The following is a 23,646-nucleotide window of genomic DNA, read 5'->3' as shown; positions in this document are numbered from 1 at the left end:
TTTCACGAAGGAGGGCGCGCGCGACAGCCGCCGCCATGACCGGTTATCGGCAGCCGGCGCGAAATCTGAAGGGGGAGGCGGAAAAAACGCCCTTGCTATATTTGCGCGCCCGGAGAGTTGTGCTGTACAACAAACAAAAAGGAGCACCTGCCTTGAAACCATCCGCCACGCCACCGGGCCTGGATTTCCCCCGGCCGCTGGTCACTGTCGACCTCGTCATCTTCACCGTGCGCGACGATGCGCTGAAGGTCCTGCTGGGCCGCCGTCCCGACGCGCCGGGCGAGCCTTTTCCTGGTCGCTGGGCGCTGCCTGGCGGCTTTGTCGACGTCGCCCGCGATGCCAGCCTGATCGACTGCGCCAGGCGCAAGCTGCACGAAAAGACCGGCGTTGCCGCGCCTTATCTCGAGCAGCTCGGGAGCTGGGGCGGCGCGCAGCGCGATCCGCGCGGATGGTCGGCCACGCATGCGTTCTTTGCGCTGATTCCGGGCGACGACCCGGCGCCACGGCAGGGTGCCCATGCCGCCCCGGCCGAATGGACCGATGCCGCGGCCGCGAGCCGCAAGCGCCTGGCCTTCGACCACGGCGAGATCCTCGCGGCCGCCATCGCCCGCCTGCGGGGCAAGGTCGAATACACCTCGCTGCCGGCCTTCCTGCTGCCGGAGCCGTTCACGCTGCCGCAGCTGCAGCACACCTACCAGGTCGTGCTCGGCCGCGCGGTCGACAAGAGCGCCTTTCGCAAGCGGATGCTCGACGCGGGCTTCATGGCCGAAGCGGGCCCGGTGGAAAGCGCTTCCGGCCGCCCGGCCATGGGCTACCGCCTGCGCGACCGGGCGCAGCCCGCCGTGTTCCCGCGGACCTTCAGCCCGCGCGAGGCCGAAGCACCCGACGCTTGACACCGCACGTGGTGGTTGTACAGTACAACCAAACTAAGTTGCACAGTACAACCAGAAGGAAAGACGCCATGAAGCAGAACATCCATCTTCTCGTGATCGATCCGCAGAACGACTTCTGCGACCTGCCGGCGGCCTGGCTTCCGACCGACCCGGCCACCGGCGCGCCGCTGCAGCCCGCGTTGCCGGTGGCGGGCGCGCATGCCGACATGCTGCGGCTCGCCGCGCTCATCGGCGAGGGCGCGGACGGCATCGACGCCATCACCGTGACGCTGGATTCGCACCACCGCTTCGACATCGCGCACCCCACCTTCTGGGAGTCGCGCGAGGGCAGGGCGGTGGCGCCTTTCACCGCCATCACCGCGGCGCAGGTGCGCAGCGGCGACCACCTGCCGCGCGACCGCGAGGCGCTGCCCCGCGCGCTGGCTTACCTCGACGAACTCGAGCGCCGCGGGCGCTACACGCTGATGGTCTGGCCGGTGCACTGCGAGATCGGCAGCTGGGGCCACAACGTGCATGCGGCCGTCAAGGCCGCCTACAACGCCTGGGAAGACCGGCGCGCCGCCATGGTCGAGAAGGTTGCCAAGGGCAGCAATCCATGGACCGAGCACTACAGCGCCGTCCAGGCCGAGGTGCCCGACGAAGGCGATGCCGCCACGTCGCTCAACATGGGGCTCGTCGCGTCGCTCGACCGAGCCGATCTGATCGTCGTCGCGGGCGAGGCCAGCAGCCACTGCGTGCGCGCCACGACCGAGCACATCGTCGCCCACCTGCCGTCGGCCAACCCCGCCAAGCTGGTGCTCGTGACCGACTGCATGAGCCCGGTGGCCGGCTTCGAGTCCCAACACCAGGCCTTCCTCGACGACATGGCCGCGCGCGGCGCGCAGCTTCGTTCCAGCGCCGACGTGCTTGCGCTGCTGCGCGCGAATGCCTGACGCCACTTGCAGAAAGGACCCCGCCATGCAACCGATCATCCAGAGCCCGCTCGACACCGACCTCTACAAGTTCACGATGTGGCAGGCGATGCTGCACAGCCATCCGCAGACGCAGGCCGAGTACAGCTTCGTGTGCCGCAACGCGCCGGCCTATCCGCTGGCCGACCTGCTGGCCGACGTGAACGAGCAACTCGACCACCTGTGTTCACTGCGCTTCGCGCCGGACGAGCTTGCGTACCTGCGCAGCCTGCGCTACATCAAGAGCGACTTCGTCGACTTCCTGCGCATCTTCAGCTTCCAGCGCGAGTTCATCACCGCCGAGGCCGACGGCGACACGCTGCGCATCCGCGCGGTCGGACCGCAGGTCCACACGATGGCGTTCGAGATTTTCGTGCTCGCCATCGTCAACGAGCTGTACTTCCGCCGCTTCGACGCCGAGGCCGCGCTCGCGCAGGGCCGCGAGCGGCTGCAATCCAAGATCGCGCTGCTGCGCGACTTTGCGAACGAGCCGGCGCGGCAGCATCCGTTCGAGTTCTTCGACTTCGGCGTGCGGCGCCGCTTCTCGCGCACCTGGCAGCGCGAGGTGGTCGAGACGCTCCAGCGCGAAGTGCCGATGTTCTTCAAGGGCACCTCCAACGTGCTGCTCGCGAAGGATCTCGGCCTGGTGCCCATCGGCACCATGGCGCACGAGTACCTGCAGACCTACCAGGCGCTCGGCGTGCGGCTGCGCGACTTCCAGCGCGCCGCGCTCGAAGGCTGGGTGCAGGAATACCGCGGCGACCTCGGCGTGGCGCTGACCGACGTGGTGGGCATGGATGCCTTCCTGGCCGACTTCGATCTTTACTTCGCGAAGCTCTTCGACGGCTTGCGCCACGACTCGGGCGACCCCGTCGCCTGGGGCGAGAAGGCGCTGGCGCACTACGCCAAGCTGCGCATCGACGCGCACACCAAGCGGCTGGTGTTCTCCGACGGGCTCGACCTGCAGGCGGCCATCGGCCTGTACCGAACCTTCGCCGACCGCACCCAGACCGGCTTCGGCATCGGCACCAACCTGAGCAACGACGTCGGCCTCACGCCGCTCAACATCGTGATGAAGCTCACCGGCTGCAACGGCCAGCCCGTCGCCAAGCTGTCGGACACCCCGGGCAAGACGCTCTGCAATGACGAAACCTTCCTGGCCTACCTGCGCCAGGTGTTCGGCATCGCGGCATGATGATGTGCAACACCGAACCGCGAGAACACACAGGATGACGAACATGTCCAGCAGCAACAGCAAGGCCGTCGATGTGGCCGTCTACATCGGCCGCTTCCAGGTCTTCCACAACGCCCAGCTCGCGTTGCTGCGCCGCGCGCTCGCCGCCGCCCCCGCGTGCGTGGTGGTGCTCGGCTCGGCCTTCCAGGCGCGCTCGCCGCGCAACCCATTCAGCTGGGAAGAGCGCGCGGAAATGATCCGCGCCGCACTGCCCGAGGCCGACCGCGAGCGGATCGCCTTCCTGCCGGTGCGCGACCACTACGACCAGGCCCGCTGGGCGCAGGCCGTGAAGCAGGGCGTGGCGCGGCTGCACCCCGGCGTGTCGTCGGTGTTGCTGGTGGGGCACCTGAAGGACGAGACCAGCAGCTACCTTCGTGACTTCCCCGAGTGGGCGCACGATGAAGCCGGGCGCCAGGGCGACATCAGCGCCAGCGCCCTGCGCGACACATATTTCGAAGCAGCCGCCGACGCCTCGATCGAGCCGGCACTTGCGGCCATCGCCCACAAGGTGCCCGCGAGCACGCTGGCGTTCCTGCGCGCCTGGGCCAGCCAGCCCGACTACGCCAGGATCGCGGAGGAATGGGCCTGCCTGCGGCACGAGAACGCCCTGTGGGACGGCTCGCCGTATCCGCCGGTTTTCGTGACGGTCGACACCGTGATCCAGTGCGACGGGCAGGTGCTGCTGGTCCAGCGCGGCCGCGCACCGGGCAAGGGCCTGTTCGCGCTGCCGGGCGGCTTCCTCGAGCCGCGCGAGACGGTCTGGCAATCGGCCCTGCGCGAACTGGCCGAGGAAACCGACCTGCGGCTGCCCGACAGCGAGGTCGATGCAGCGTTCAAGGCCGTGAAAGTGTTCGACCATCCCGACCGCAGCCAGCGCGGCCGCGTCATCACCCATGCGCACTGGTTCGACCTCGGCCAGCGCCCGTTGCCGGCGGTGCAGGCCGGCGACGACGCCGCGGCCACGCGGTGGGTGCCCATCGGCGAACTGGCGGCGATGGAGGGCCAGCTGCACGACGACCATTTCCACATCCTCGATTCGTTCCTGGGGCTGACGGCGGGAGAGCAGTCGCCCTGAATTCATTCTGAAAAATTAAACAGCACTTTACTAATTATGAGTGTCGCTTATAATTTTTCGTATGGAATTGAACCAGATCTGGCACTGTCCCCGGCCGGCGCTCGCGAAACGCTATCTGGCTCTGTTGCAAGCCGGGCCGGTTGTGAGCACGACCATTTTCGCGCCCCGGCGCACCGGGAAGACGGTGTTTCTGCGCAAAGACCTGACGCCAGCAGCCGACGCTGCTGGCTTCGCAGTCGCGTACGTGGACCTCTGGCAGACGAGGTTGAACCCCGGCATTGCAATTGTCCGGGGCCTCGAGGAAGCGCTCACGCCGAGGACGTTGGCACAAAAGGCGCTTCACAGGCTGCACGAGCCGGTCAGGAAGGTCAAGGCATCCGGCAGCGCGGGCGAGTTGAATGGCGCCATCGAATTCGAGCTGGGCGATACAAAGAAGGAAGCCACCGAACTCGCCCTTCGAATCGAAGAGCTTGTTGTCAAGCTTATTTCCAAGAAGAAGCTTCTGCTCCTTGTCGATGAAGCGCAGGAACTTGCCCGGAACAAGGAGAACGAGCTGATGGCAATGGCGCTGCGAACCGCCATCACCAAAAACAGTGACAAGCTGCGCGTGGTGTTCACCGGCTCATCGCGCACGCAGCTCGCCAACGTCTTCTCCAACAGCACCGCGCCGCTTTTCTCCGTGGGCGCTGCCGTTCAAGAGTTCCCGTTGCTCGGCAGGGAACTGGTCGAATTCGTCGCAAAGAAGCTAGAGGCCGCTAGCGGACGAACCCTGGACGTCGCCGCAGGGTGGGCGGCCTTCCAGGAATTCCACCAGCAACCCGAGCCATTCCTCTCGGTGGTTGTGGCCATGCTCATGGACCCATCGCTCACCCTGGATCGTGCCGTCGCAACTGAAAAGGCAGAACAGGACAAAGAAGAAAACCACGAAGGAACCTGGTCGTCGCTCGACGCGATGCAGCGCCAGCTTCTTTTGCTCTTCGCCGACGACCCACATGCCAAACCATTCGGGAAGGCAGCGCTTGCGAAACTCGCCAAGGCGCTCGGCGTCCCTTCGCTCGCGCCGTACGACGTGCAGTACTCGCTCAACAATTTGAAGTCCAAAGCCATCATTTCGAAGTCGCCAGGCGGTGTGCACACGTTCGAAAGCGCAGCGTTCGAGCGCTGGGTCAGGACGTTGGCGCCCGTCAGCCCTCGCTAACGCCTTTCCGGTGCCGGAAAGGCCTGCTGGATCAGCAGGCGCAAGGTGGCGGCAACGCCGTGGCGGCCCCCGCGGCGCCATGCCAGGTGCACCTCCACGTCCAGGCCCGGGGCATCCTGCAGCGGCCTGAAGACCACGCCTGCATAGCGCAGCCTGGTGGCGGAACGCGGCAGCAGCGCCATGCCGACGCCCGCATCCACCAGCGAGAGGATCGAGTGGGTGTGGCTCAAGGTCTGCACCGTTTCCGGAGCAACCCCTTCGGCGCGCAGCCGCCCGGCGACCAGCTCGTAGAGATAGCGCGACTCGGAGGGGCAGAATTCGATGAAGGGCTGCCCTTCGAGGGCCGCGAGCGGAATCGTCTCGTCTTGCGCCAGCGGATGTTCTGCGGGCAGCGCGAGCACGAAGGGTTCGCGGAACACGGCGGCCGATTCGGTGAAGCTGCGCGGCGCGAACGGCCGCACGATGCCCAGCTCGATGCGGTCGGTGCCGATGGCCTCGATCTGCTCGACCGTCTGCATTTCGCGCAGCACCACCTGCACGTCGGGCAGCTGCGCGCGCACGGCCGCCAGCAGCTGCGGCAGCAACGTGAAGCTCGCGGCCGGAATGAAGCCGACCGTCACGCTGCCGGCGTCGGCACGCACGGCGCGGCGCGCGGCCAGCGTGGCCGCCTGGCTGCGCCGCAGGATGTCCTCCGCCTCGCGCAGGAAGACGGCACCGGCCGGCGTCAGCCGTACGCTGCCGCCCGAACGCTCGAGCAGGCGCACGCCGACCTCATGCTCCAGCAGCTGGATCTGTCGCGTGAGTGGCGGCTGGGTCATGCTCAGTGACGTGGCGGCGCGGCCGAAGTGCAGTTCGGTGGCCACGGCCACGAAGCATCGAAGTTGGGTGAGCTGGAACACGATTCAATTCTTGAATGGCGGCATCCCGTGAATGGATTGGACGCTGTTGCCGGTGCCTCCTAGAGTAGCCGCTCCGGGTTCGCCCCTTCACACAGAAAGCAAGATGAGTTCTTTTCAAGGCCCTGCGCTGCGCGCGGCGCTCGATGGCATCTCGGGCATCCTGGTCACGCCGTTTGACGCGAACGACGCAGTGTGCGTGGCGCCGCTCAAGCCCCTGGTCGACCGCGCGGTCGCAGCCGGCGTGCATGTGCTGGTCGCCAACGGCAACACCAGCGAGTTCTACGGCCTGCAGGCGCACGAAGCGCAGCAGATGGTGCATGCGGCCGCCGAATGCGTGGCCGGACGCGTGCCGCTCTTGGCCGGCGTGGGCCGCAGCATCCACGAGGCCTGCGAACTGGCGGCCGTGTCGCGCCGCGCCGGTGCCGATGCCCTGATGGTGCACCAGCCGCCCGATCCGTTCGTGGCGCCGCGCGGTGTGGTGGCCTATGTGCAGAAGATCGCGGAGGCGTCCGACGGTCTGCCGCTTGTGCTGTACCTGCGCAACGACAACATCGGCCTGGCCGCCGTCGAGGCGTTGTGCCGCATCCCCCAGGTGGTCGGCGTCAAGTGGGCCTCGCCCACGCCGCTCGTGCTGGCCGAGGCGATCCGCCGCACCGCTGATCGCGGGCTGGCCTGGGTCGGCGGCCTGGCCGAGGTGTGGGCGCCCCCGTTCTACGCCGTTGGCGCGCGCGGCTTCACCTCGGGCCTCATCAACGTGCTGCCCGAACGCTCGGTGGCCATCTACAACGCGCTCGAGGCGGCCGACCACGCGCTGGCCATGCGCTTGATCGGCGAGATGCTGCCGTTCGAGGAACTGCGCGCCCAGGAAAACAACGGCACCAACGTCACCGTCGTCAAGACCGCGCTCCAGATGATGGGCAACGACTGCGGCGCCACCCGAGCGCCCTCGGCCTGGCCGCTGACGGACACGCAGCACACGCAGCTGCATGCGCTCATGGCGGGCTGGAGGCTGCTGCGCTGATTTTTCTCGTCTCTCTTTTCTCTTGCGCCTTCTGGTTCGAAGGCGCGATCGCTCCATAACTATCAAGGACAAAACCCATGAACCATCGCCGATCGCTGCTCGCACTGAGCCTTCTCGTTCCGCTCTGCGGCACCGCCGCCGCACAGGAGTTTCCTGCGCGGCCCGTCACCATCGTCGTGGGCTCCAGCGCCGGCAGCGCCACCGACGGGCTCGCGCGCGCCATCGGGCAGGAGCTGACCAAGGCGACCGGCCAGGCCGTGGTGGTCGACAACCGGGCCGGTGCCTTCGGCGGCATTGCGGCGCAGTTCGTGGCGCGGGCCCAGCCCGACGGCTACACGCTGTTCATGACCACGAACACGACGCAGTCGGCCAATCCGCATCTGCAGAAGAAGCTCTCCTACGATCCCATCAAGGACTTCGCGCCCGTCTCGCTGCTGACCAAGGGCTACCAGCTCCTGGTGGTGAACCCCCAGGTGAAGGCCAACAACGTGGCGGAGCTGATCGCGCTCGCGAAGGCGTCACCCGGCAAGCTCAACTACGGCTCGGGCAGCTCGTCGGCCCAGGTGGCGACCGAACTGTTCCAGCAGATGACCGGGACCAAGTTCAACTACGTACCGTACAAGGCCAATCCGCCCGCGGTGCTCGATCTCGTGTCCGGCACGACCGACCTGATGATTGCCGACCTGGCCACCACCTTGCCCCAGGTCAAGGCCGGCAAGTTGCGCGCGCTCGGCGTGAGCAGCCCCCAGCGGCTTGCGCTGGTGCAGGGCACGCCGGCCATCGCGGAATCGCTGCCGGGCTACGAGTTCGGCTACTGGAATGCGCTCTACGCGCCCGCAGGCACGCCGGCGCCGGTCGTGCAGCGGCTGAATGCGCTCATGCACCGCGCGCTCGGCACCCCCGTGGTGCAGAAGCTGGTCGAGCAGGCCGGCATGGAGGCCGCACTGTCCACGCCCGAGGAACTGGCGCGGTTCCAGCTTTTGGAGCTGAATCGCTGGGGCCAGATCATCAAGGCGGCGGGTATCGCCGCCGAGTAGGGCTGCACGCTCGGGATCACGAAGCGCCCGCGGCCGTCGGGCCGCGACTCGGTCTTTGACGAAGCAACGGCTGAGCAGCGTGCGGTGGCGCAAACAGCGGCCTAAGGGACAACCCCGAGTGACGCTGCCGCCAAAGTGCCCGAAAGTTACGGGAACGTTCCCGGTCTCTCATTCAATACCTCATGCCCAAAGCCCGCACCGCAGCAAATCGCCAGGTGACCATCCTGGACATCGCCCGTGAAACCGGGCTGTCCAAGTCGACCGTGTCGCGCGCGCTGAATGCGCCCCGGGAGGTCGCGGCCGAAACCCTGCAGAAGATCCAGGCGGCCATCCAGACGCTGAACTACATCCCCGACAGCCACGCGCGCTCGCTGGTCACTCAGCGCTCCTTCGCGTTCGCGGCCGTGGTCCCCACACTCGACAACGCCATCTTCGCCGCACTGATGCACGGCTTCCAGGCGGTGATGGCCGAGCAGGGGCGCCATGTGCTCGTGGCCGCGAACGGCTACAGCATCAAGGAAGAGCTGGACCAGCTGCGCACGCTCGCGCAGCTCAGCATCGGCGGCGTCATGCTGGTGGGCACCTCGCGCGATCCGGCCGCCTACCAGCTGCTCGACAGCCGTCGCATTCCCTACGTGATCACGTCGGCCTTTGATGGGAACGTTCCCAGTATCGGCTGGGACAACGAGACCGAAGCGCGCCGCCTGGCGGACCATCTGCTGGACCTGGGGCATCGGCGCCTGGCCGTGATTGGCGGTGTGACGCGCGACAACGACCGGGCGCTCGCCCGCGTGGTCGGCTATCACGCTGCCATGCGCGCGCGCGGCATCGAGCCCGACCCGGCGCTGACGCTCGAATGCGCCTACGACATTCCGTCGAGCCGCGCCGCGATGCGCCGCCTGCTCGATCTGCCGGAACGCCCGACCGCGGTGCTCTGCGGCAACGACGTGCAGGCCTTCGGCGCCATCCTCGAATGCCATGCGCGGCAAGTCCGCATTCCGCAGGACGTGTCGATCACCGGCTTCGACGACCTGGAGATGGCGGCGCACTTCCAGCCGCCGCTCACCACCATGCGCTCGCCGGCGGCGCAGATGGGCCGGCGCGCGGCCGACATGCTGCTGGCAGCCAACGCCGGCTTGCCGATGCCCGCGAGCACGCGGCTCGAGCTCGAACTCATCCTGCGCCGCACCACCGGGCCCGTGCCCGAACGTGCCGCGCATCCCTGACCAGACCAGAAAGGACATCCCGTGAGCGATTCTTCCGGCGAGCGAACCCCGCCCTCGATTCCCGCCCTGCAAAGTATGGCCCATGCGTTGCGTTGCGATGTGGTGCGCATGGTCGCTGCCACCGGCCAAGGCTACGTGCAGCAAGGGTTGGGTGCGGCCGACCTGTTCGCGGCGCTGTATGGCAACGAGCTTCGCTTGCGCGTGGGCGATCCGCGCTGGCCCGCGCGCGACCGCTTCCTGCTGTCGACCGCGCACAACTCGGCCGTCTTCGGCGCGGCGCTTGCGCACGCCGGGCTGATCGGTCGCGAGCTGCTCGACAGCTATTGCCATGACGGCTCGCCGTACGAGATCAATATGTCCGAGCGCCTCGGCCCCGTCGTCGAGGCCACCTGCGGCTCGCTGGGACAGGCGCTGTCGGTCGCCGTGGGCATGGCGCTTGCCGCCAAGCGGCAGGGCACGGGCGCGCGCGCCTACGTGATGCTCGGCGACGGCGAGCTGCAGGAGGGGCAGGTGTGGGAAGCGGCCATGGCCGCCGGCCACTACGGCCTGGGCAATCTCTGCATGCTCATCGACTGGAACGAGATGCAGGTCGAAGGGCACATCGACCAGGTCATGCGCATGCAGCCGGTGGCGGACAAGTTCCGCGCCTTCGGCTGGGCCGCGCTGGAGATCGATGGCCATGACATGCCCGCCATCGTCGAGGCATTGGCGCGTGCGCGCCAGACGGTCGAGCGTCCCACGGTGATCGTCGCGCGCACGCTGGTGGGCAAGGGCGCGCCGTGCCTCGAAGGCATCTTCGGCCACAACATGCGACTTCCCAGGGCAATGGCCGAGCAGGCCCTGGACGAACTCCGGGCACACGCCCCCGCGGAGGTATCGGCATGAGCGCTGCAGCCAATGAACTGAAGGTGGGCGATTTCATCTCGCGCGGCGCGGCGGCCGAGGAGATGCCGCGCGCCTACGGCGATGCCTTGCTCGAGGTTGCCGCGCGCGATCCGCGCATCGTCGCGCTCTGCGCCGATCTCACGGCCTCGACCGAGACCGACCGCTTTCGCGATGCCTATCCCGAGCGCTTCGTGCACACCGGCATCGCCGAGGCCAACATGATGGGCATGGCCGCGGGCATGGCGCGGAGCGGCCACATCGCGTTCACCCACACCTTCAGCGTGTTCGCCACGCGGCGCTCCTACGACCAGATCGCGATGCAGGTGGCCTACCCGCGCACCGACGTGAAGATGGTCGGCTTCCTGCCGGGGCTGACCACGCTGCTGGGCGTGTCGCACCAGGCCATCGACGACGTGGCGCTGATGCGTGCGTTGCCGAACATGGCCATTGCCGAGCCGGCCGGCCCGGAGCAGATGAAGGCCATCGTCGAGGCGGCCTGCGCCCGCCCGGGCCCGGTGTACCTGCGCATGCGCCGCGCCGCCTGGGCCAATCGGCCCGAGCTTCGCGACGCGCGCTTCGAATTCGGCAAGGGCACGTTGCTGCGCGAGGGCGACGATGGCGTCATCTTCGCCGCGGGACTCATGGTCGAGCATGCGCTGGCCGCCGCCGACCTGCTGGCGGCCGACGGCTTGCAGGTGGCTGTGGCCAACCTCGCGTCGATCAAGCCGCTGGACACCGCGCTGGTGCTCGCCGAAGCGCGGCGCAGCGGCATCGTGGTCACGGCGGAGAACCACTCGGTGATCGGCGGCGTCGGCAGCGCCGTGGCCGAGTGCCTGGCGGAGGCCGGGGTTCCGGCACGGCTCGCACGCATCGGCCTGCAGGACACCTTCGCCGAAGGCGGCACGTTGGCGTTCCTGCTGCAGAAGTACGGCATGGATGCCGCCGCCATTGCGGCCGCGGTGCGCCGGCTGCGTTCGGAGCGCGGCTGATGCGCATCGCCTTCCTCGGACTGGGCGCCATGGGCGCGCCGATGGCTGCGCGGCTCGCGGCAGGCGGTCACGACGTGCGCGGCTTCGACACCTCGGCTGCGGCGCGCGAGCGCCTGGCGCAGGGTGGCGGCACGCCTTGCGACAGCGCCGCGGCCGCGGCCGATGGCGCGGCCGCCGTGGTCACGATGCTGCCCGACGAGCGCATCGTCGAATCGGCGCTGTTCGGCCCCCAGGGCGCCGCGTCGACGATGAGTGGGCGCGCGTTGCTGCTGGAGATGAGCACGTCCGACGCCGACTGGATCGGCGTCTGCGCCGAGCGCCTCGCGCCCGCTGGCGTGCGCGTGATGGACGTGCCGGTGGCGCGCGGCGTGCGCGAGGCGGCAAGCGGCGAGCTGCTGGTGATGGCTGGCGGCAACCCTGACGACTTCGCGGCAGCGCGCCCGCTCCTGGACTGCTTCGCCAAGCCCGAGGACATCCTGCACGTGGGCCCGCTCGGCACGGCCATTCGACTGAAGCTGATCAACAACTACCTGTCGATGGTGAACATGGTGGTCGCGGCGGAGGGCCTGTGCTTTGCCGCCCTCGCGGGCATTTCGCGCGAGGTGGCCTTGCGCGTGTTCGGTGCCACGCCGGCCGGCAAGGGGCAGTTGACGACCAACTTTCCGCGCAAGGTGCTTCGCGGCGACATCGCACCCGACTTTCCCCTGCGCCTGGGCCTGAAAGACGTGGGGCTCGCGCTCAAACTGGGCGCGCAACTGGGCGCGCCGCTGTATTTGGGCGCCGCGGCCCGGCAGAACTTCGCCATGGCCGAGCGCTGGGGCCGCGCCGAACAGGATTGCACGGCCATGCTGCTGCTGCTCGAGGACCTCGCCGGCACCCCGCCCTTCGACCCTTCCCAACCCGCCGGCACACGCTGACCGGCCCACGACTCAGGAGACAGGAATGAGAGCTTTGAAGAAGAACTGGATCTGCGCGCCGATGGCCGCACTGGTGGCGGGCGCGACGCTCGCCTCGAGCGCATTCGCCGCCGACTACAAGAGCATGACGATCCGCGCCGCCACGTCCAGCCCCGCCGGCGGCGTGCACACCTTCGCGATCGACCGTTTCAAGGAGATCGTCGAGAAGGAGTCGGGCGGCAAGGTCAAGGTGCAGACCTTCTACGGCGGTGCCATGGGCGACGAGCAGGCCAACGTGCGCCAGCTGCGCAGCCAGGAAATCCAGCTGGCCGTGCTGGCGGTTGGCAACCTGACGCCGTTCGCGCCGCAGGCCAACATCTACTACCTGCCGTACATGTTCCCGAGCGTCGATGCCGCGCACAAGCTGTTCGGCAACGAAGCCTTCAACAGCAAGATCAACGACACCATCGCCACGCAGAGCGGGACGCGGCCGCTGGCCTGGTTGGCGGGGGGCTATCGGCACATCACCAACTCGAAGCGCCCGATCACCAAGATGGAAGACCTGCAGGGCTTGAAGATCCGCGTGCCCCCGGTGGAGGTGCAATTGGCCGCGTTCCGCAGCTGGGGCGTGGAGCCGCATCCGCTTGCATGGTCCGAAACCTTCAACGCCTTGCAGCAGGGCGTGGTCGACGGCCAGGAGAACCCCTACACGGTCAACCGCGACAACAAGTTCTGGGAGGTGCAGAAGTACGTGACCGAGCTGCCCTACATGCTGTGGGTCGGACCCATGCTGTTCAGCGAGCCCTGGTTCAAGAAGCTCGATGCGCCGACGCAGGCGCTGGTGCGCAAGGCCTCGCATGACGCCGCCAAGGCCGCCTGGAAGTATTCGCAGGAGCAGGAAGAGCAGGCCAAGAGGCAGTGCATCGAGCGCGGCATGGTCGTCAACACGCTCAGCGACGGCGGCGTCTGGCAGGAGAAGGCACGGTCGGTGTGGCCGAAGTTCCACGACAAGGTCGGCGGCAAGGCGGTGCTCGACGAGGCCATCGCGATCATGGGTTCGAAGTAACGTGACGCCCGCGACACCTGACCTCGCCAGGGGCCCGGAGCCCACGCCGGGACCGCTGCGCTGGTGCTACGAGCACTTCGAGGAACTGGTGAGCGTGGCCTGCCTGGCGGCCATGGTGGCGTGCCTGATGCTGCAGGTCGGCACGCGCTGGATCACGGGCGACGGCCTGGCGTGGAGCGAGGAGATGAGCCGCTACACCTTCGTATGGGCGACCTTCGCGGCGGCACCCATGCTGGCCAAGCGGGCGGCGCACGTGCGCATCTCCGCGCAGTTCCTGCTGATGCCGCCGCGCATGCGGCTGGGCTTTCGCATGCTGTGCGATGCGATCTGGGTCGTGTGCAACCTCGCATTCGCCTGGTGGTCGTGGCAGGTGGTGCGCGACGCGCTCGAGTTTCCAGAGATTTCGCCCACGCTCGGCTTCGCACGGGCCTGGGTCGAACTGATCATCCCGCTCAGCTTCGTCGCCATGAGCTGGCGCATCGTCGAAGACTACGTGCGCCGCTGGCGCCGTGGCGACCTGCTCGCGCTGGTGCGTGCGGATCACGCCCCAGTGGCCGAGTGAGCCTTTTTCCCGCAGAAAGCCATTCATGACGACTTCCCTGTTGGTGCTGCTGGCGCTGGGCATCCTGTTCCTGCTCGGCATGCCGATCTTCATGAGCCTGACGATCGCATCGGCGGTGGGCCTGGTCTTCGGCAGCGGCATGCCGCTGTCGATCCTGCACAACTCGATCTTCGACGGCCTCAACATCTTTCCGCTGCTCGCGATTCCGTGCTTCATCATCGCCGGCGTCATCATGGAGCACGGCAACATCACGCGCGAGATCGTGAACGTGGCCCAGCGCCTCGTGGGCCGCATGTACGGCGGGCTCGGCATCACGACGATCCTGGCCTGCACCTTCTTCGCGGCCATCTCCGGCTCGGGGCCGGGCACGGTGGCGGCGGTCGGCGCCTTGCTGATTCCTTCGATGATCCGGCAGGGCTACAGCCGCGAATATGCGGGTGCCGTGTCGTCTTCGGGCGGCACCATCGGCATCCTGATCCCGCCGAGCAATCCGATGATCATCTACGCGATCCTGGCCAACGTGTCGGTCACGTCGATGTTCGCCGCGGGCTTCATTCCCGGCTTCATGGTGGCCTTTGCCATGTCGTTCACCGCGTGGACGCTGGCCAGGCGCCATGGCTTCCGCGGCGACCCCGACACGCCGCCCTTCAGCTGGAGCGGCTTTCTGGGCGCCTGCCGCAAGGGCTTTTTCTCGCTGATGACGCCATTCATCATTCTGGGCTCGATCTATTCGGGCCTGTGCACCACGGTCGAGGCCTCGGTGCTGGCGATCGCCTATGCGCTCTTCGTGGCGGTGGTCATCAATCGCGCGCTGCGCTGGGCGCATGTGTACAAGGCGCTGCTGGAAGGCACCATGCTCTGCGGCGCGGTGCTGATCATCGTCGGCTCGTCGACGCTGTTCGGCAAGATCATGACCTACGAGGAAGTGCCGCAGCGCCTGGCCGAGTCGGTGATGGCGATTTCGCGCGATCCGCAGCACATCCTCCTGATGATCATCGGCGTGTTGATCCTGCTGGGCATGTTCATGGAGACGCTGTCGACCATCATCATCCTGGTGCCGGTTCTGATGCCCATGCTCATGCTCGTGGGCATCGACCCGATCCACTTCGGCATCATCCTGGTCGTCACCAACGAGATGGCGCTGCTCACGCCGCCGCTCGGGGTCAACCTCTTCGTGTCTTCGCGCCTGTCTGGCGTGCCGGTGGAGCGCCTGAGCCTCTCGGTGCTGCCTTACCTCGGCGCCCTCATGGTGGTGCTGCTGCTGATCACCTACTTTCCGGTCATCGCGACGGGGCTGCCGCGCATGCTGGGAATGGTCGACTGAGTGTTCCATGGGTTCGGCGCCGGGCGCCGGGCGCCGGACGCCGGTTCAGCTTTGCGTCTGCGGAACGCGCACGGTCAGGCCGTCGAGTTCGGCCGTCACCGTGAGCTGGCAGCTGAGACGGCTCGTCGCCCGCCGCTCGGCCGCCACGACCTCAAGCATTTCGCTTTCCATGTCGTCGGGCGGCGGCAGCCGCGCCGCGAAGGCCTCGTCGACATAGACATGGCAGGTCGCGCAGGCGCACGAGCCGCCGCACTCGGCATCGATGCCGCGCACGTTGCCGCGAATCGCGTTCTCCATGACGCTGGAGCCCGGCTTTGCGTCGACCTCGCGCGTGCTGCCGTCCTTGAGGATGTAGTGGATTGTGGGCATGGGTGGCTGCTCAGAACATGTCGAAGTACTCGCGGTGTTCCCACTCGCTGACTTCCAGGTTGAAACGCGCGATCTCGGCTTCCTTGATGCGGCAGAGGTAGTCGACGAAGCCGCGGCCCATCCGTTCGCCGAACATCTCGTCGGCGCGCAGGCAGGCGAGCGCTTCGGTCAGCGAGCGCGGCAATGGCTCGGCCGGGGTGTCGTAGGGCGCATCGGCCGAAGGGCCGGGGTCGGTCTTGCGCTGCATGCCGTCCAGCCCCGCGAACAGCTGCGAGGCGAGGTACAGGTACGGGTTGGCGGTCGGCTCGCCCACGCGGTTCTCGATGCGCGTGGCCTTCTGGCCCACGCCGCCGAGCACGCGCAGCATCGCGCCGCGGTTGTCGCGGGCCCAGATCGCGCGGTCGGGCGCGAGCGAGAACGGGCGGTAGCGGCGGTAGCCGTTGATGGTCGGGCTCGCGAGCGCGGCCGCGCCGCAGGCATGCGCCTTCAGGCCGCCGAGGTAGTGCAGGCCGATCTCGCTCAAGTCCTGGCCCTCGGCCTCGGGCATGAACGCATTCACGCCGTCGCTCTGGCGCCGCAGCGACTGGTGCAGGTGCCAGCCGCTCGACATCACGTTGGGAATCTTCGGGCGGCACATGAAGGTGGCGTGGTAGCCCGCGCGCTGGCAGATCTGCTTGATCGCGCTGCGCAGCAGCACCATGGTGTCGGCTGGCAGCACACCGGCGGTGGGGCCGAAGGTGAGCTCGAACTGGCTCGGGCCGAACTCGATCTCGAGCGAGCGCAGCGGCAGCCCGAGCGCCATGAGCTGCGAGCGCAGCAGCTCCATCACCGCATCGACGCGGTCGTAGCGCAGCTCGGTCAGGTACTGGTGGCCGTGCGTGAGCAGCGACACCTTCGGCGGCTCGCCGGGCTGGCCCGAGTCGCCGAGCGCCATGCGCGCATCGTCGAGCCTGAAGACGTGGAACTCCACCTCGAGCCCGGCGATGAAGTCGAGCCCGAGCGCATCGAGCTCGCGCACCGCGCGCTGCAGGATCTGGCGCGTGGCATAGGGGCATGGGCGCCCGTCGGTCATGTAGGCATCGCAGAGCACCCAGCCGGTGCGCGGCGCCCACGGCAGGATCTTGAAGGTCGACGGGTCGGCCACGATGGTGAAGTCGGCGCCGCCCTGCAAGCCTTCGATCTCGAAGCCGCCGCCGGCAGTGAACACCGGGAACACCGTCTTGTGCGAGGTGTCCTTGGCCAGCAGCGTGGAGGTGAGGTTGACGCCCTCGTACAGTGCGTCGCGGGCTTCGCTTGCCACCAGCGTCTTGCCGCGCAGCAGGCCGTGCTGGTCGGGCCAGGCGAAGCGCAGCACGTCGATCTCGCCGGCGTCGATGCGCCCGATCAATTCGCGCGCCTGGCGCTGCTGGTCGTCGGTCAAGAGACCGTGGCGTTGGGTGAACGATGTCATCGCGGCACCGTGTCCGGTCAGCGCGCGAGCCGGGCAGAGGCCCAGTCCGACTGGAGGCGCCGTTCGCGGTCGGCGCTCTGCCAGTAGCCCTCGGTGTCGCCGGTCTTGCCGATGCCGTCGATCGAGGGCGGACCCGCGAAAGCCGAAGCCTGCGTCGCGTCGATGAGCATCGGTGCGCCTTCGCCGGCCAGCGTGCTTTCGATGGCCTTCACCAGCATGCGGCGGTACGCGATGATGCCCTTGTCGGTGCTGCCCAGGTGCTCGCGCGTGCGGTCTTGAATGGGGCCTTGCGACTCCACGGCCCACTGGTCGTGCACATTGATGTCGTCGCCCATGCCGGTGTAGGTCTGGCTCAGCTGCTCGTCGACGCTGTAGCCGTAGTTGTTGCGCTTGTTCTTGCGCGAGGTGTAGCCGGGCAGCTCGTAGAGCTCGAGCCGCTGCGCGCGCATCTGTTCCTTGTCGACCGGGCCTGTGAAGCTCGTGAAGATCGCGAACCAGTAGCAGTGCGTGTCGTCCACCGGCACATGCCATTGCGAAATCGTCATCTCCGCGCTCATCGGGATCACGAAGGCCTGCGGGAAGACGACGTTGGTCACGCGCACGTGCGTGTCCTCTTCCGACAGCTGCCGCAGCGCGGTGAGGCGCAGGCCGTAGTCGGTCGGCTCGACGCCGATCTCGGGGCGTTCGAACTCGCGCAGCACCTTGGTGATCGGCATGTCGGAGTCGGCCGAGGCGCCGCGAAACTGCTTGCCGTAGCTGTCGGAAGTGTCGGCGTCCTCGAAGAAGCGGTGCAGGTACGACGCATGCGCGGGGTCGATGCCCACCTCGAGCGCCTGCAGCCAGTTGCATTCGAACAGGCCCATGAACGCGAAGGTGTGCGAGTCGGGTGCCACGAAGCAGTCGAATTCGGGAAACGCCGGCGGCTCGCCTTCGCCGATGTAAGCGAACACCGTGCCGGCGCGCTCGACCACCGGATAGGCCGACTGTTTGATGCGGCTGCACAGCTTGCTGCCCGCGGGTTCGGCCGGTGTTTCCAGGCACTGGCCCTGGCGGTCGAACAGCCAGCCGTGGAAGGCGCAGCGGATGCCGCCGTTCTCGAGCCGGCCGAATGCCAGGTCGGCGCCGCGGTGCGGGCAGTCGCGGTCGAGCATGCCGAGCTGGCCGTTCTCGTCACGGAACAGCACGAAATGCTGGCCCATGAGTTGGACCGGCCGCACCGGACGCGGGCCCGCCAGGTCCGCGGACAGTGCCACCGGCTGCCAGTAGCGGCGCAGCAGCCTGCCTGCGGGGGTGCCGGGGCCGACCCGGGTGATGAAATCGTTCTGTTCGGCGCTGATCATGGAAGCTCCATCGGGGTTGGAACATGTGTTGCATGCAATGGAATGCATTGTCTGAATGGCAATCGCCGAAAGTCAACTGAGATGCCTAACTAACGCGCACTTGGCTGCAAATATCAAGGGTAAGTACTTAGAAAAAGCGCACATTCGGCAAGCGCGATCGATATCATTGCCAGCTACGCCTCGATGTTGCATACAGCGACCAATTCTCCTCCTCCTCCGCTTCGCCGAAACCGATGGACTCCCAACAAAATCGCGTACTGGTCCAGCTTCGAGACCTGATCCTCAAGGGCGAATTCGGGCCCGGCGAACGGCTGGCCGAGATCCCGCTGGCCGAGAAGCTCGGCGCCTCGCGCACCCCCGTGAGGCTGGCGCTCACCAGCCTGGAGCACGAGGGGCTGATCGAGCCGTCGCCCACCGGCGGCTACCAGATGCGCCGCTTCACCTCGCAGGAGGTCGCCGACGCGATCCGCGTGCGCGGCGTCATCGAGGGCTTTGCGGCGCGCCTGCTGGCCGAAGACGGTGCGCCGCGCCAGCTGCTGCGTGAACTGCACGAATGTCTGGCCGAGGGCGACCGGGTGGTGAACAAGCCGGTGATGACGCTGGACGACTACGCCGGCTACGTCCAGATGAACGACCGCTTCCACACGCTGATCATGGAAGGCTGCGCCAACAGCGCGCTGCAGCGCGTGATGGAGATGCTCGACCGCCAGCCGTTCGCGTCGCCGAGCGCGATGCTGCCGATGCAGTCGTCGATGGAAGAGGGCCACCAGTGGATGAAGATCGCGCACCGCACCCACCATGCGCTGGTGCAGGCGATCGAACGCGGCCAGGGCTCGCGCGCGCAGGCGCTCGGCGAGGAGCACGTGGAGATCGCGCGCATGAACCTCGACTACGCGCTCGAGCGGCCCGAACTCGCGGCCGAGCTGATGCCGGGGCTGCGGCTGGTGGCGGGCAAGCGGCGGGACTGACTGCGATCCGCGAAGCCGTCGGTGGCTGCGCCCTGCAACGCCTTGCTAAAGTCGCAGGCATGCGCCGATCGACGAATTCAAACGCCCACGGTCCACCGAAGCGCGAGACGGTGAAGGGGGAGCGATTCGCAACGCCAGCCTCCTTCGCGTCCTCGGATTACGCGGCGGCCCACGCCGACATCGTCGCGGTGGTAGAGGCTGCCAGACACACTGCTGCGCGCAGCGTCAATGCCGTGATGACGGCGGCCTACTGGGCCGTCGGCCAGCGCATCGTCGCGTTCGAGCAGGGTGGGCGTGAGAGGGCGACGTACGGCGAAGCCCTGATCGAACGCCTCTCGACGGATCTTTCGGCGCGCTTTGGCCGCGGCTTCAGCAAGCAGAACCTGTGGCAGATGCGGGCCTTTCATCTCGCATGGTCCGCGGATCGTGGTCAGCAGAAGCGTTCCGCCGATTCTTTGTCGGTCCAGATTCTCCAGATACCGTCTGGAGAATCCGGCGCAGATCGAAATCTCCAGACGACCTCTGGACAATTGCCAGACTTGGTGACGCTGATCCGGGCCTTTCCGCTGCCTTGGTCGGCCTATGTGCGCCTGTTGTCGGTCAAGAACGTGCAAGCTCGTGCGTTCTATGAGACCGAAGCCTTGCGCTGCGGCTGGAGCATCGCTCAGTTGAATCGCCAGATCGGCAGCCAGTTCTACGAGCGCATCGCGTTGTCCAGCGACAAGGCGGCCATGCTGGCAAAGGGAAAGCAGCCCGGACCCGATGACGACATCACCCCGGAGCGGGCCATCAAGGACCCGTTCGTCCTGGAATTCCTCAACCTCAAGGACGAGTATTCCGAATCCGATCTCGAAGAAGCGCTGATTCAGCACCTGGCCGACTTTCTGCTGGAACTGGGCGACGACTTCGCGTTCGTCGGCCGCCAGCGACGCCTGCGTATCGACGACAGCTGGTTCCGTATCGATCTGCTGTTCTTCCATCGGCGCCTCAAGTGCCTGCTTGTCATCGACCTCAAGGTCGGCAAGTTCGGCTATGCCGACGCAGGCCAGATGCACCTGTATCTGAACTACGCCCGCGAACATTGGATGAAGCCCGGCGAAAACCCGCCAGTGGGTCTGATCCTGTGCGCGGAGAAGGGCGCGGCTGAAGCCCGTTATGCACTGGAAGGCTTGCCCAACAAGGTGCTGGCTGCCGAGTACCAGACCGTGCTGCCTGACGAAAAAATGCTGGCCGAGGAGTTGGACAAGACACGGCGCGACCTGGAGGCGCAGCGGATCGCTCGCAACGCCGACGCAGGGGAACGTGAATGAAGACGCGGCGCGCAACCTCGTCGGACAGCGTCCGACTTGGCAGCGCCGCAAGCCCTGGTAGAAGGTACCCATGACCTCCTCACTCGCGGCTTCGCTCATCGGGCTCTTGCTCGAATCGGAATTCGGCGGTACTAGCAGCGAACCCGGTGCGGCCGGCCACAACCGCTGCACGCTCGAGGGCATGACCTGGCAGCCCGGCGAGGGCGGCACGATCGAGCTTCGCATCCGGCGGCTCGAGGCGATGGCGTTGCGGCTCGTGTCGGGTCCATTCGTGCTGGAAATCGATCGCATCGACATGCAGGAAATCTCGGCCCGGGTATGCCTCGACAGCGGCATGCCACGCCTGGTCGCTGTCGAGGTGGCCGACATCGCGTTCTCCGGATTGGCGCTCCAGGGGCCGGTGGCGATGCCCCCGCAGCTTCAGAAGAAGATGCGCGAAGCCTCGCCGCCGCCAGCCGGCGCTGCTGCGGCGGCAGCCGGCATCGCAGCGGGCCAGGCCGCCGCCGATGCATGGCAGCTCGGCCCGTTGTCGGACGCCGAAGGCACGCTGCGCAGCCGCATCACCGATGCGCATCTGCTGTTCGATGCCGACGTGACGGTGCCGATACGCGGCGGCCGGATCGACTTCAACGATGCGACGGTCGAGCACGTGGGCCCCGACTCGCGCATGGGCGTGAGCAAGATGGGCGTGTACGTCGATGCGCCCAACGGCCGCAGCTATCTCTACCAGTTCGCGGCGGCACCGGTGGCAGGCGTGGAATTCGAGCACCGCGGCGCGTTGCTGGGGCCCTGGATCTCCGAGCGCGGCAAGCTGCAACTGCGCGAGTTCGCCGAGTCGGTGCTGCGCCAGGGCCGCGTCGGGCCGGGGCAGGGGCTGACCGAGCAGGCGCGGCTGCTGCTGGGCCGCACCGCGCTTTCAGGCGAACTGCGGCTCGGCGAAGGGCTGGTTGCCGTGCCGGGAGTGCAGTTGCATCTGGAGGGGCAGCCTGCCATCGGACTGCGCTCGCCCTCGGTCGGCCGGGGGCTGACGCTCGAGATGGCCTCGGTCTCGGCGCGCGACGCGGCAGCGGCCTGGCAGGGCGCGCGAGTGGCCGTCGAAAGCATGTCGGCAAAGCTGCAGCTCGTCTTCACTGCCGACGCCGAGGGGCTGCGCTTCGCGCTCGATCTCGCGCACGGCAAGGCCGCGGCGCTGCGGCTGGACCTTCAGCCGGGCGGCAGCACAGGCGCCTGAGGCGACGCCACGGCAGAGGGCGAGACGCAGCGCTCGACGTTGCCCCACCGCGCACCGGCACTGGGCCCGATCCACATGCGCGTCACGCCGTTGGTCCAGCCGAAGCCGTCCTGCAGCGGGTATTCGCCGCCACCGCCGCCGGCCACGTGCTCGGCAGGCATCTCGCGCAGCCGGTACTTCTCGACCAGCTTGCCTTCGCGGCGGTAGATCGTGCAGACGGTGCGCAGCCAGCGCGTGCGGATCTCCTGCGCTAGCGCGTGCTCGGCGAAAGACTCCAGCCCGACCACGGCCATCCACTGCAGCGGCGCCCAGCCATTGGGCCGGTCCCACTGCTCGCCGCTGCGCAGCTCGGTGGTCGCGAGGCCGCCGGGTGCCAGCAGGCGCTCGCGCACGGTCGAGGCCACCGCATGGGCCTGGCGGGCACTGCAGGCGTGCGCGAAGAGCGGCGCCACGGTGGCGGCCGTGAGGCAGCTGCGCTGCCGGCCGCGCCGCCAGTCGTGGTCGAAGTAGGCGCCTTCGCGCGCGTTCCACAGAAAGCGGTCCATCGCGTCGCGCCGGGCGTCGGCGCGGTGCTCGAACGCCTTCGCCGTCTGCGGGTCGTCGGCATCGTGGCTCAGGCGTGCGATCGTGCGTTCGAGCTTGAAGAGAAAGGCATTCAGGTCGACGGGCAGGATGCTGGTAGTGTCGATCTGCGACAGCAACAGGCTCTCGGGCGCCGCCGCATCGGGCGCGCGCAGCCAGCGCGTGCTGAAGTCCCAGCCCGATTCGGCCGCGGCGCGCAGGTCACGCCAGACCTCGCTGGCAGGTCGGTCGGCACCGTCGGCGGTGCCCATGTCCTCGAGCCACGATTCCTCGCGCGGCGTGTCGCGGTCGTCCCAGTAGCGGTTGAGCAGGCTGCCATCGGGCAGCCGCACGAGACGCCGCACCGCCTGGCCGGCCTCGATGCCCGATTCGCCGGCCATCCAGTACGCATGCTCGCGCAGCATCTGCGGCAGGTAGGCGGCGGCCGCCTGCACCCCGTGCGCTTCGCACAGCTCGGCCATCCATGCAAAGACGGGGGGCTGCGAGCGGCTCAGGTAGTAGGTGCGCGTGCCGTTCGGCACATGGCCGTAGGTGTCGATCAGGTACGCGAAGTTGTCGGTCATGCTGCGCAGCAGCTGCGGCTGCCCGCCTTCGGCCAGGCCGAGCATCTGGAAGTACGAGTCCCAGTAATAGAGCTCGCGGAAGCGGCCGCCGGGCACCACGTAGTCGTGCGGCAGCGGCAGCGCCGAGCCGCCGCTCGGATGCTCGACCGGGCGCCGCGTGAGCACCGGCCAGAGCCCGTCGATGTGCCGGCCGAGCGCCTGCCCCGGCACCGACTCGTATTCGTCGCGGTGCGCGGCGGGCAGCTGAAAGTGCGCATGCACGAAGCCCGCGAGGTCGAAGCCGTCGTCCCTGCAGGCCGCGCGGTAGCGCGCGAGGATCAGCTCGGGGTCGTGGCGCGGCGCGCAGTCGACGAAGGTCTTGCTGTCGTCGAAGATGCCGCCGCTCTGCACGGCGATGAACAGCTCCTTGTACCTGTCGGCGGGCGTAAGATGGTCGGCTTTTGGCCCCGCGGCCGGTTCGGCGCGCGGAAGCCCGCCGTTCATGGTGGGGTGTCGTTCCAGGGGTAGCCTCCTTCGCATCGCATGGTCTGATGGAGTGCGCGATCCCGGCCGGGTTCCCCGGCCATCGAGCAGCAGGC

Annotated in this window: 22 protein-coding genes; 17 read left to right on the top strand and 5 right to left on the bottom strand. The window is 67.8% G+C overall.

Features of this window, described 5'->3' with window-relative positions; genetic code table 11:
* Positions 1–152: 152 nt before the first annotated feature.
* From AC3A6J_RS11740 to AC3A6J_RS11720, 5 genes are all read left to right on the top strand, one after another.
* Positions 153–893: an NUDIX hydrolase gene (locus tag AC3A6J_RS11740; RefSeq protein ID WP_487860117.1), complete on the top strand. Its 741-nt coding sequence runs from the start codon at positions 153–155 to the stop codon at positions 891–893.
* 68 nt (positions 894–961) lie between these two features.
* The gene (locus tag AC3A6J_RS11735) at positions 962–1,825 is read left to right on the top strand and encodes a cysteine hydrolase family protein (RefSeq protein ID WP_487860116.1); all 864 of its coding nucleotides are present in this window, start codon (positions 962–964) and stop codon (positions 1,823–1,825) included.
* Between the two features lie 25 nt (positions 1,826–1,850).
* The gene (pncB, locus tag AC3A6J_RS11730) at positions 1,851–3,038 is read left to right on the top strand and encodes a nicotinate phosphoribosyltransferase (protein ID WP_487860115.1); all 1,188 of its coding nucleotides are present in this window, start codon (positions 1,851–1,853) and stop codon (positions 3,036–3,038) included.
* A gap of 43 nt (positions 3,039–3,081) precedes the next feature.
* Positions 3,082–4,152: a bifunctional nicotinamide-nucleotide adenylyltransferase/Nudix hydroxylase gene (locus tag AC3A6J_RS11725; RefSeq protein WP_487860114.1), complete on the top strand. Its 1,071-nt coding sequence runs from the start codon at positions 3,082–3,084 to the stop codon at positions 4,150–4,152.
* A 61-nt stretch (positions 4,153–4,213) separates the two neighbouring features.
* Positions 4,214–5,350 (top strand): AAA family ATPase, encoded by a 1,137-nt coding sequence (locus tag AC3A6J_RS11720; RefSeq protein ID WP_487860113.1) that lies wholly within the window; start codon positions 4,214–4,216, stop codon positions 5,348–5,350.
* Here AC3A6J_RS11720 and AC3A6J_RS11715 read toward each other — a convergent pair.
* Positions 5,347–6,249 (bottom strand): LysR substrate-binding domain-containing protein, encoded by a 903-nt coding sequence (locus AC3A6J_RS11715; protein WP_487860112.1) that lies wholly within the window; start codon positions 6,247–6,249, stop codon positions 5,347–5,349. The genes AC3A6J_RS11720 and AC3A6J_RS11715 overlap by 4 nt on opposite strands.
* Before the next feature lie 103 nt (positions 6,250–6,352).
* Here AC3A6J_RS11715 and AC3A6J_RS11710 point away from each other — a divergent pair, with 103 nt between their 5' ends.
* The 9 genes from AC3A6J_RS11710 to AC3A6J_RS11670 all read left to right on the top strand — a co-directional run bounded on the left by AC3A6J_RS11710 (position 6,353) and on the right by AC3A6J_RS11670 (position 15,255).
* The gene (locus AC3A6J_RS11710) at positions 6,353–7,270 is read left to right on the top strand and encodes a dihydrodipicolinate synthase family protein (protein WP_487860111.1); all 918 of its coding nucleotides are present in this window, start codon (positions 6,353–6,355) and stop codon (positions 7,268–7,270) included.
* Between the two features lie 77 nt (positions 7,271–7,347).
* Positions 7,348–8,307, top strand: coding sequence for a Bug family tripartite tricarboxylate transporter substrate binding protein (locus tag AC3A6J_RS11705; RefSeq protein ID WP_487860110.1), 960 nt, complete (start codon positions 7,348–7,350; stop codon positions 8,305–8,307).
* Between the two features lie 215 nt (positions 8,308–8,522).
* Positions 8,523–9,533 carry a LacI family DNA-binding transcriptional regulator gene (locus AC3A6J_RS11700; protein ID WP_487860109.1) on the top strand — a complete coding sequence of 337 codons (1,011 nt, stop codon included), beginning with the start codon at positions 8,523–8,525 and terminating at the stop codon, positions 9,531–9,533.
* Positions 9,534–9,554: 21 nt separating this feature from the next.
* Entirely contained in the window at positions 9,555–10,418 is an 864-nt protein-coding gene (locus AC3A6J_RS11695; RefSeq protein ID WP_487860108.1) for a transketolase, read from the top strand.
* Positions 10,415–11,407, top strand: a complete 993-nt coding sequence (locus AC3A6J_RS11690) for a transketolase family protein (protein WP_487860107.1) — start codon at positions 10,415–10,417, stop codon at positions 11,405–11,407. Before AC3A6J_RS11695 ends, AC3A6J_RS11690 begins: the two co-directional genes overlap by 4 nt.
* The gene (locus AC3A6J_RS11685; RefSeq protein WP_487860106.1) at positions 11,407–12,324 is read left to right on the top strand and encodes an NAD(P)-dependent oxidoreductase; all 918 of its coding nucleotides are present in this window, start codon (positions 11,407–11,409) and stop codon (positions 12,322–12,324) included. Before AC3A6J_RS11690 ends, AC3A6J_RS11685 begins: the two co-directional genes overlap by 1 nt.
* Before the next feature lie 25 nt (positions 12,325–12,349).
* Positions 12,350–13,369 carry a TRAP transporter substrate-binding protein gene (locus tag AC3A6J_RS11680; protein WP_487860105.1) on the top strand — a complete coding sequence of 340 codons (1,020 nt, stop codon included), beginning with the start codon at positions 12,350–12,352 and terminating at the stop codon, positions 13,367–13,369.
* Position 13,370: 1 nt separating this feature from the next.
* Positions 13,371–13,931 (top strand): TRAP transporter small permease, encoded by a 561-nt coding sequence (locus tag AC3A6J_RS11675; RefSeq protein ID WP_487860104.1) that lies wholly within the window; start codon positions 13,371–13,373, stop codon positions 13,929–13,931.
* Between the two features lie 25 nt (positions 13,932–13,956).
* Positions 13,957–15,255 (top strand): TRAP transporter large permease, encoded by a 1,299-nt coding sequence (locus AC3A6J_RS11670; RefSeq protein WP_487860103.1) that lies wholly within the window; start codon positions 13,957–13,959, stop codon positions 15,253–15,255.
* A 45-nt stretch (positions 15,256–15,300) separates the two neighbouring features.
* Here the strand turns inward: AC3A6J_RS11670 and AC3A6J_RS11665 are convergent, their stop codons facing one another.
* The 3 genes from AC3A6J_RS11665 to AC3A6J_RS11655 are packed head-to-tail and all read right to left on the bottom strand — an operon-like array spanning position 15,301 to position 18,414.
* Positions 15,301–15,624 carry a 2Fe-2S iron-sulfur cluster-binding protein gene (locus tag AC3A6J_RS11665; RefSeq protein WP_487860102.1) on the bottom strand — a complete coding sequence of 108 codons (324 nt, stop codon included), beginning with the start codon at positions 15,622–15,624 and terminating at the stop codon, positions 15,301–15,303.
* A 10-nt stretch (positions 15,625–15,634) separates the two neighbouring features.
* Entirely contained in the window at positions 15,635–17,074 is a 1,440-nt protein-coding gene (locus tag AC3A6J_RS11660) for a glutamine synthetase family protein (RefSeq protein ID WP_487860101.1), read from the bottom strand.
* 17 nt (positions 17,075–17,091) lie between these two features.
* A complete protein-coding gene (locus AC3A6J_RS11655; protein ID WP_487860100.1) occupies positions 17,092–18,414 on the bottom strand; it encodes an aromatic ring-hydroxylating dioxygenase subunit alpha in 1,323 nt (440 codons plus the stop codon).
* Between the two features lie 233 nt (positions 18,415–18,647).
* On the opposite strand from AC3A6J_RS11655, the gene AC3A6J_RS11650 reads away from it, so the two are divergent.
* The 3 genes from AC3A6J_RS11650 (at position 18,648) to AC3A6J_RS11640 (ending at position 21,923) form a co-directional block, all read left to right on the top strand.
* On the top strand, positions 18,648–19,382 hold the full coding sequence (locus AC3A6J_RS11650; RefSeq protein WP_487860099.1) for a GntR family transcriptional regulator: 735 nt from the start codon (positions 18,648–18,650) through the stop codon (positions 19,380–19,382).
* Positions 19,383–19,441: 59 nt separating this feature from the next.
* A complete protein-coding gene (locus AC3A6J_RS11645; protein WP_487860098.1) occupies positions 19,442–20,692 on the top strand; it encodes a PDDEXK nuclease domain-containing protein in 1,251 nt (416 codons plus the stop codon).
* A 70-nt stretch (positions 20,693–20,762) separates the two neighbouring features.
* On the top strand, positions 20,763–21,923 hold the full coding sequence (locus AC3A6J_RS11640) for a hypothetical protein (protein WP_487860097.1): 1,161 nt from the start codon (positions 20,763–20,765) through the stop codon (positions 21,921–21,923).
* Here AC3A6J_RS11640 and treF read toward each other — a convergent pair.
* Entirely contained in the window at positions 21,896–23,551 is a 1,656-nt protein-coding gene (gene treF / locus AC3A6J_RS11635; protein ID WP_487860096.1) for an alpha,alpha-trehalase TreF, read from the bottom strand. The genes AC3A6J_RS11640 and treF overlap by 28 nt on opposite strands.
* Positions 23,552–23,646 lie beyond the last annotated feature (95 nt).

The sequence above is a fragment of the Variovorax sp. Soil_C_39 genome (assembly GCF_057656815.1).
Note: the sequence above shows the minus strand (reverse complement) of the source record. Positions and strands in the feature narration are given on the sequence as shown.

Coding starts and splice junctions, on each gene's coding strand:
- AC3A6J_RS11735 (WP_487860116.1), top strand. CDS start 962: ATGAAGCAGAACATCCATCTTCTCGTGATCGATCCGCAGAACGACTTC.
- pncB (WP_487860115.1), top strand. CDS start 1,851: ATGCAACCGATCATCCAGAGCCCGCTCGACACCGACCTCTACAAGTTC.
- AC3A6J_RS11725 (WP_487860114.1), top strand. CDS start 3,082: ATGTCCAGCAGCAACAGCAAGGCCGTCGATGTGGCCGTCTACATCGGC.
- AC3A6J_RS11720 (WP_487860113.1), top strand. CDS start 4,214: ATGGAATTGAACCAGATCTGGCACTGTCCCCGGCCGGCGCTCGCGAAA.
- AC3A6J_RS11710 (WP_487860111.1), top strand. CDS start 6,353: ATGAGTTCTTTTCAAGGCCCTGCGCTGCGCGCGGCGCTCGATGGCATC.
- AC3A6J_RS11705 (WP_487860110.1), top strand. CDS start 7,348: ATGAACCATCGCCGATCGCTGCTCGCACTGAGCCTTCTCGTTCCGCTC.
- AC3A6J_RS11690 (WP_487860107.1), top strand. CDS start 10,415: ATGAGCGCTGCAGCCAATGAACTGAAGGTGGGCGATTTCATCTCGCGC.
- AC3A6J_RS11685 (WP_487860106.1), top strand. CDS start 11,407: ATGCGCATCGCCTTCCTCGGACTGGGCGCCATGGGCGCGCCGATGGCT.
- AC3A6J_RS11680 (WP_487860105.1), top strand. CDS start 12,350: ATGAGAGCTTTGAAGAAGAACTGGATCTGCGCGCCGATGGCCGCACTG.
- AC3A6J_RS11670 (WP_487860103.1), top strand. CDS start 13,957: ATGACGACTTCCCTGTTGGTGCTGCTGGCGCTGGGCATCCTGTTCCTG.
- AC3A6J_RS11665 (WP_487860102.1), bottom strand. CDS start 15,624: ATGCCCACAATCCACTACATCCTCAAGGACGGCAGCACGCGCGAGGTC.
- AC3A6J_RS11660 (WP_487860101.1), bottom strand. CDS start 17,074: ATGACATCGTTCACCCAACGCCACGGTCTCTTGACCGACGACCAGCAG.
- AC3A6J_RS11655 (WP_487860100.1), bottom strand. CDS start 18,414: ATGATCAGCGCCGAACAGAACGATTTCATCACCCGGGTCGGCCCCGGC.
- AC3A6J_RS11650 (WP_487860099.1), top strand. CDS start 18,648: ATGGACTCCCAACAAAATCGCGTACTGGTCCAGCTTCGAGACCTGATC.
- AC3A6J_RS11645 (WP_487860098.1), top strand. CDS start 19,442: ATGCGCCGATCGACGAATTCAAACGCCCACGGTCCACCGAAGCGCGAG.
- AC3A6J_RS11640 (WP_487860097.1), top strand. CDS start 20,763: ATGACCTCCTCACTCGCGGCTTCGCTCATCGGGCTCTTGCTCGAATCG.
- treF (WP_487860096.1), bottom strand. CDS start 23,551: ATGAACGGCGGGCTTCCGCGCGCCGAACCGGCCGCGGGGCCAAAAGCC.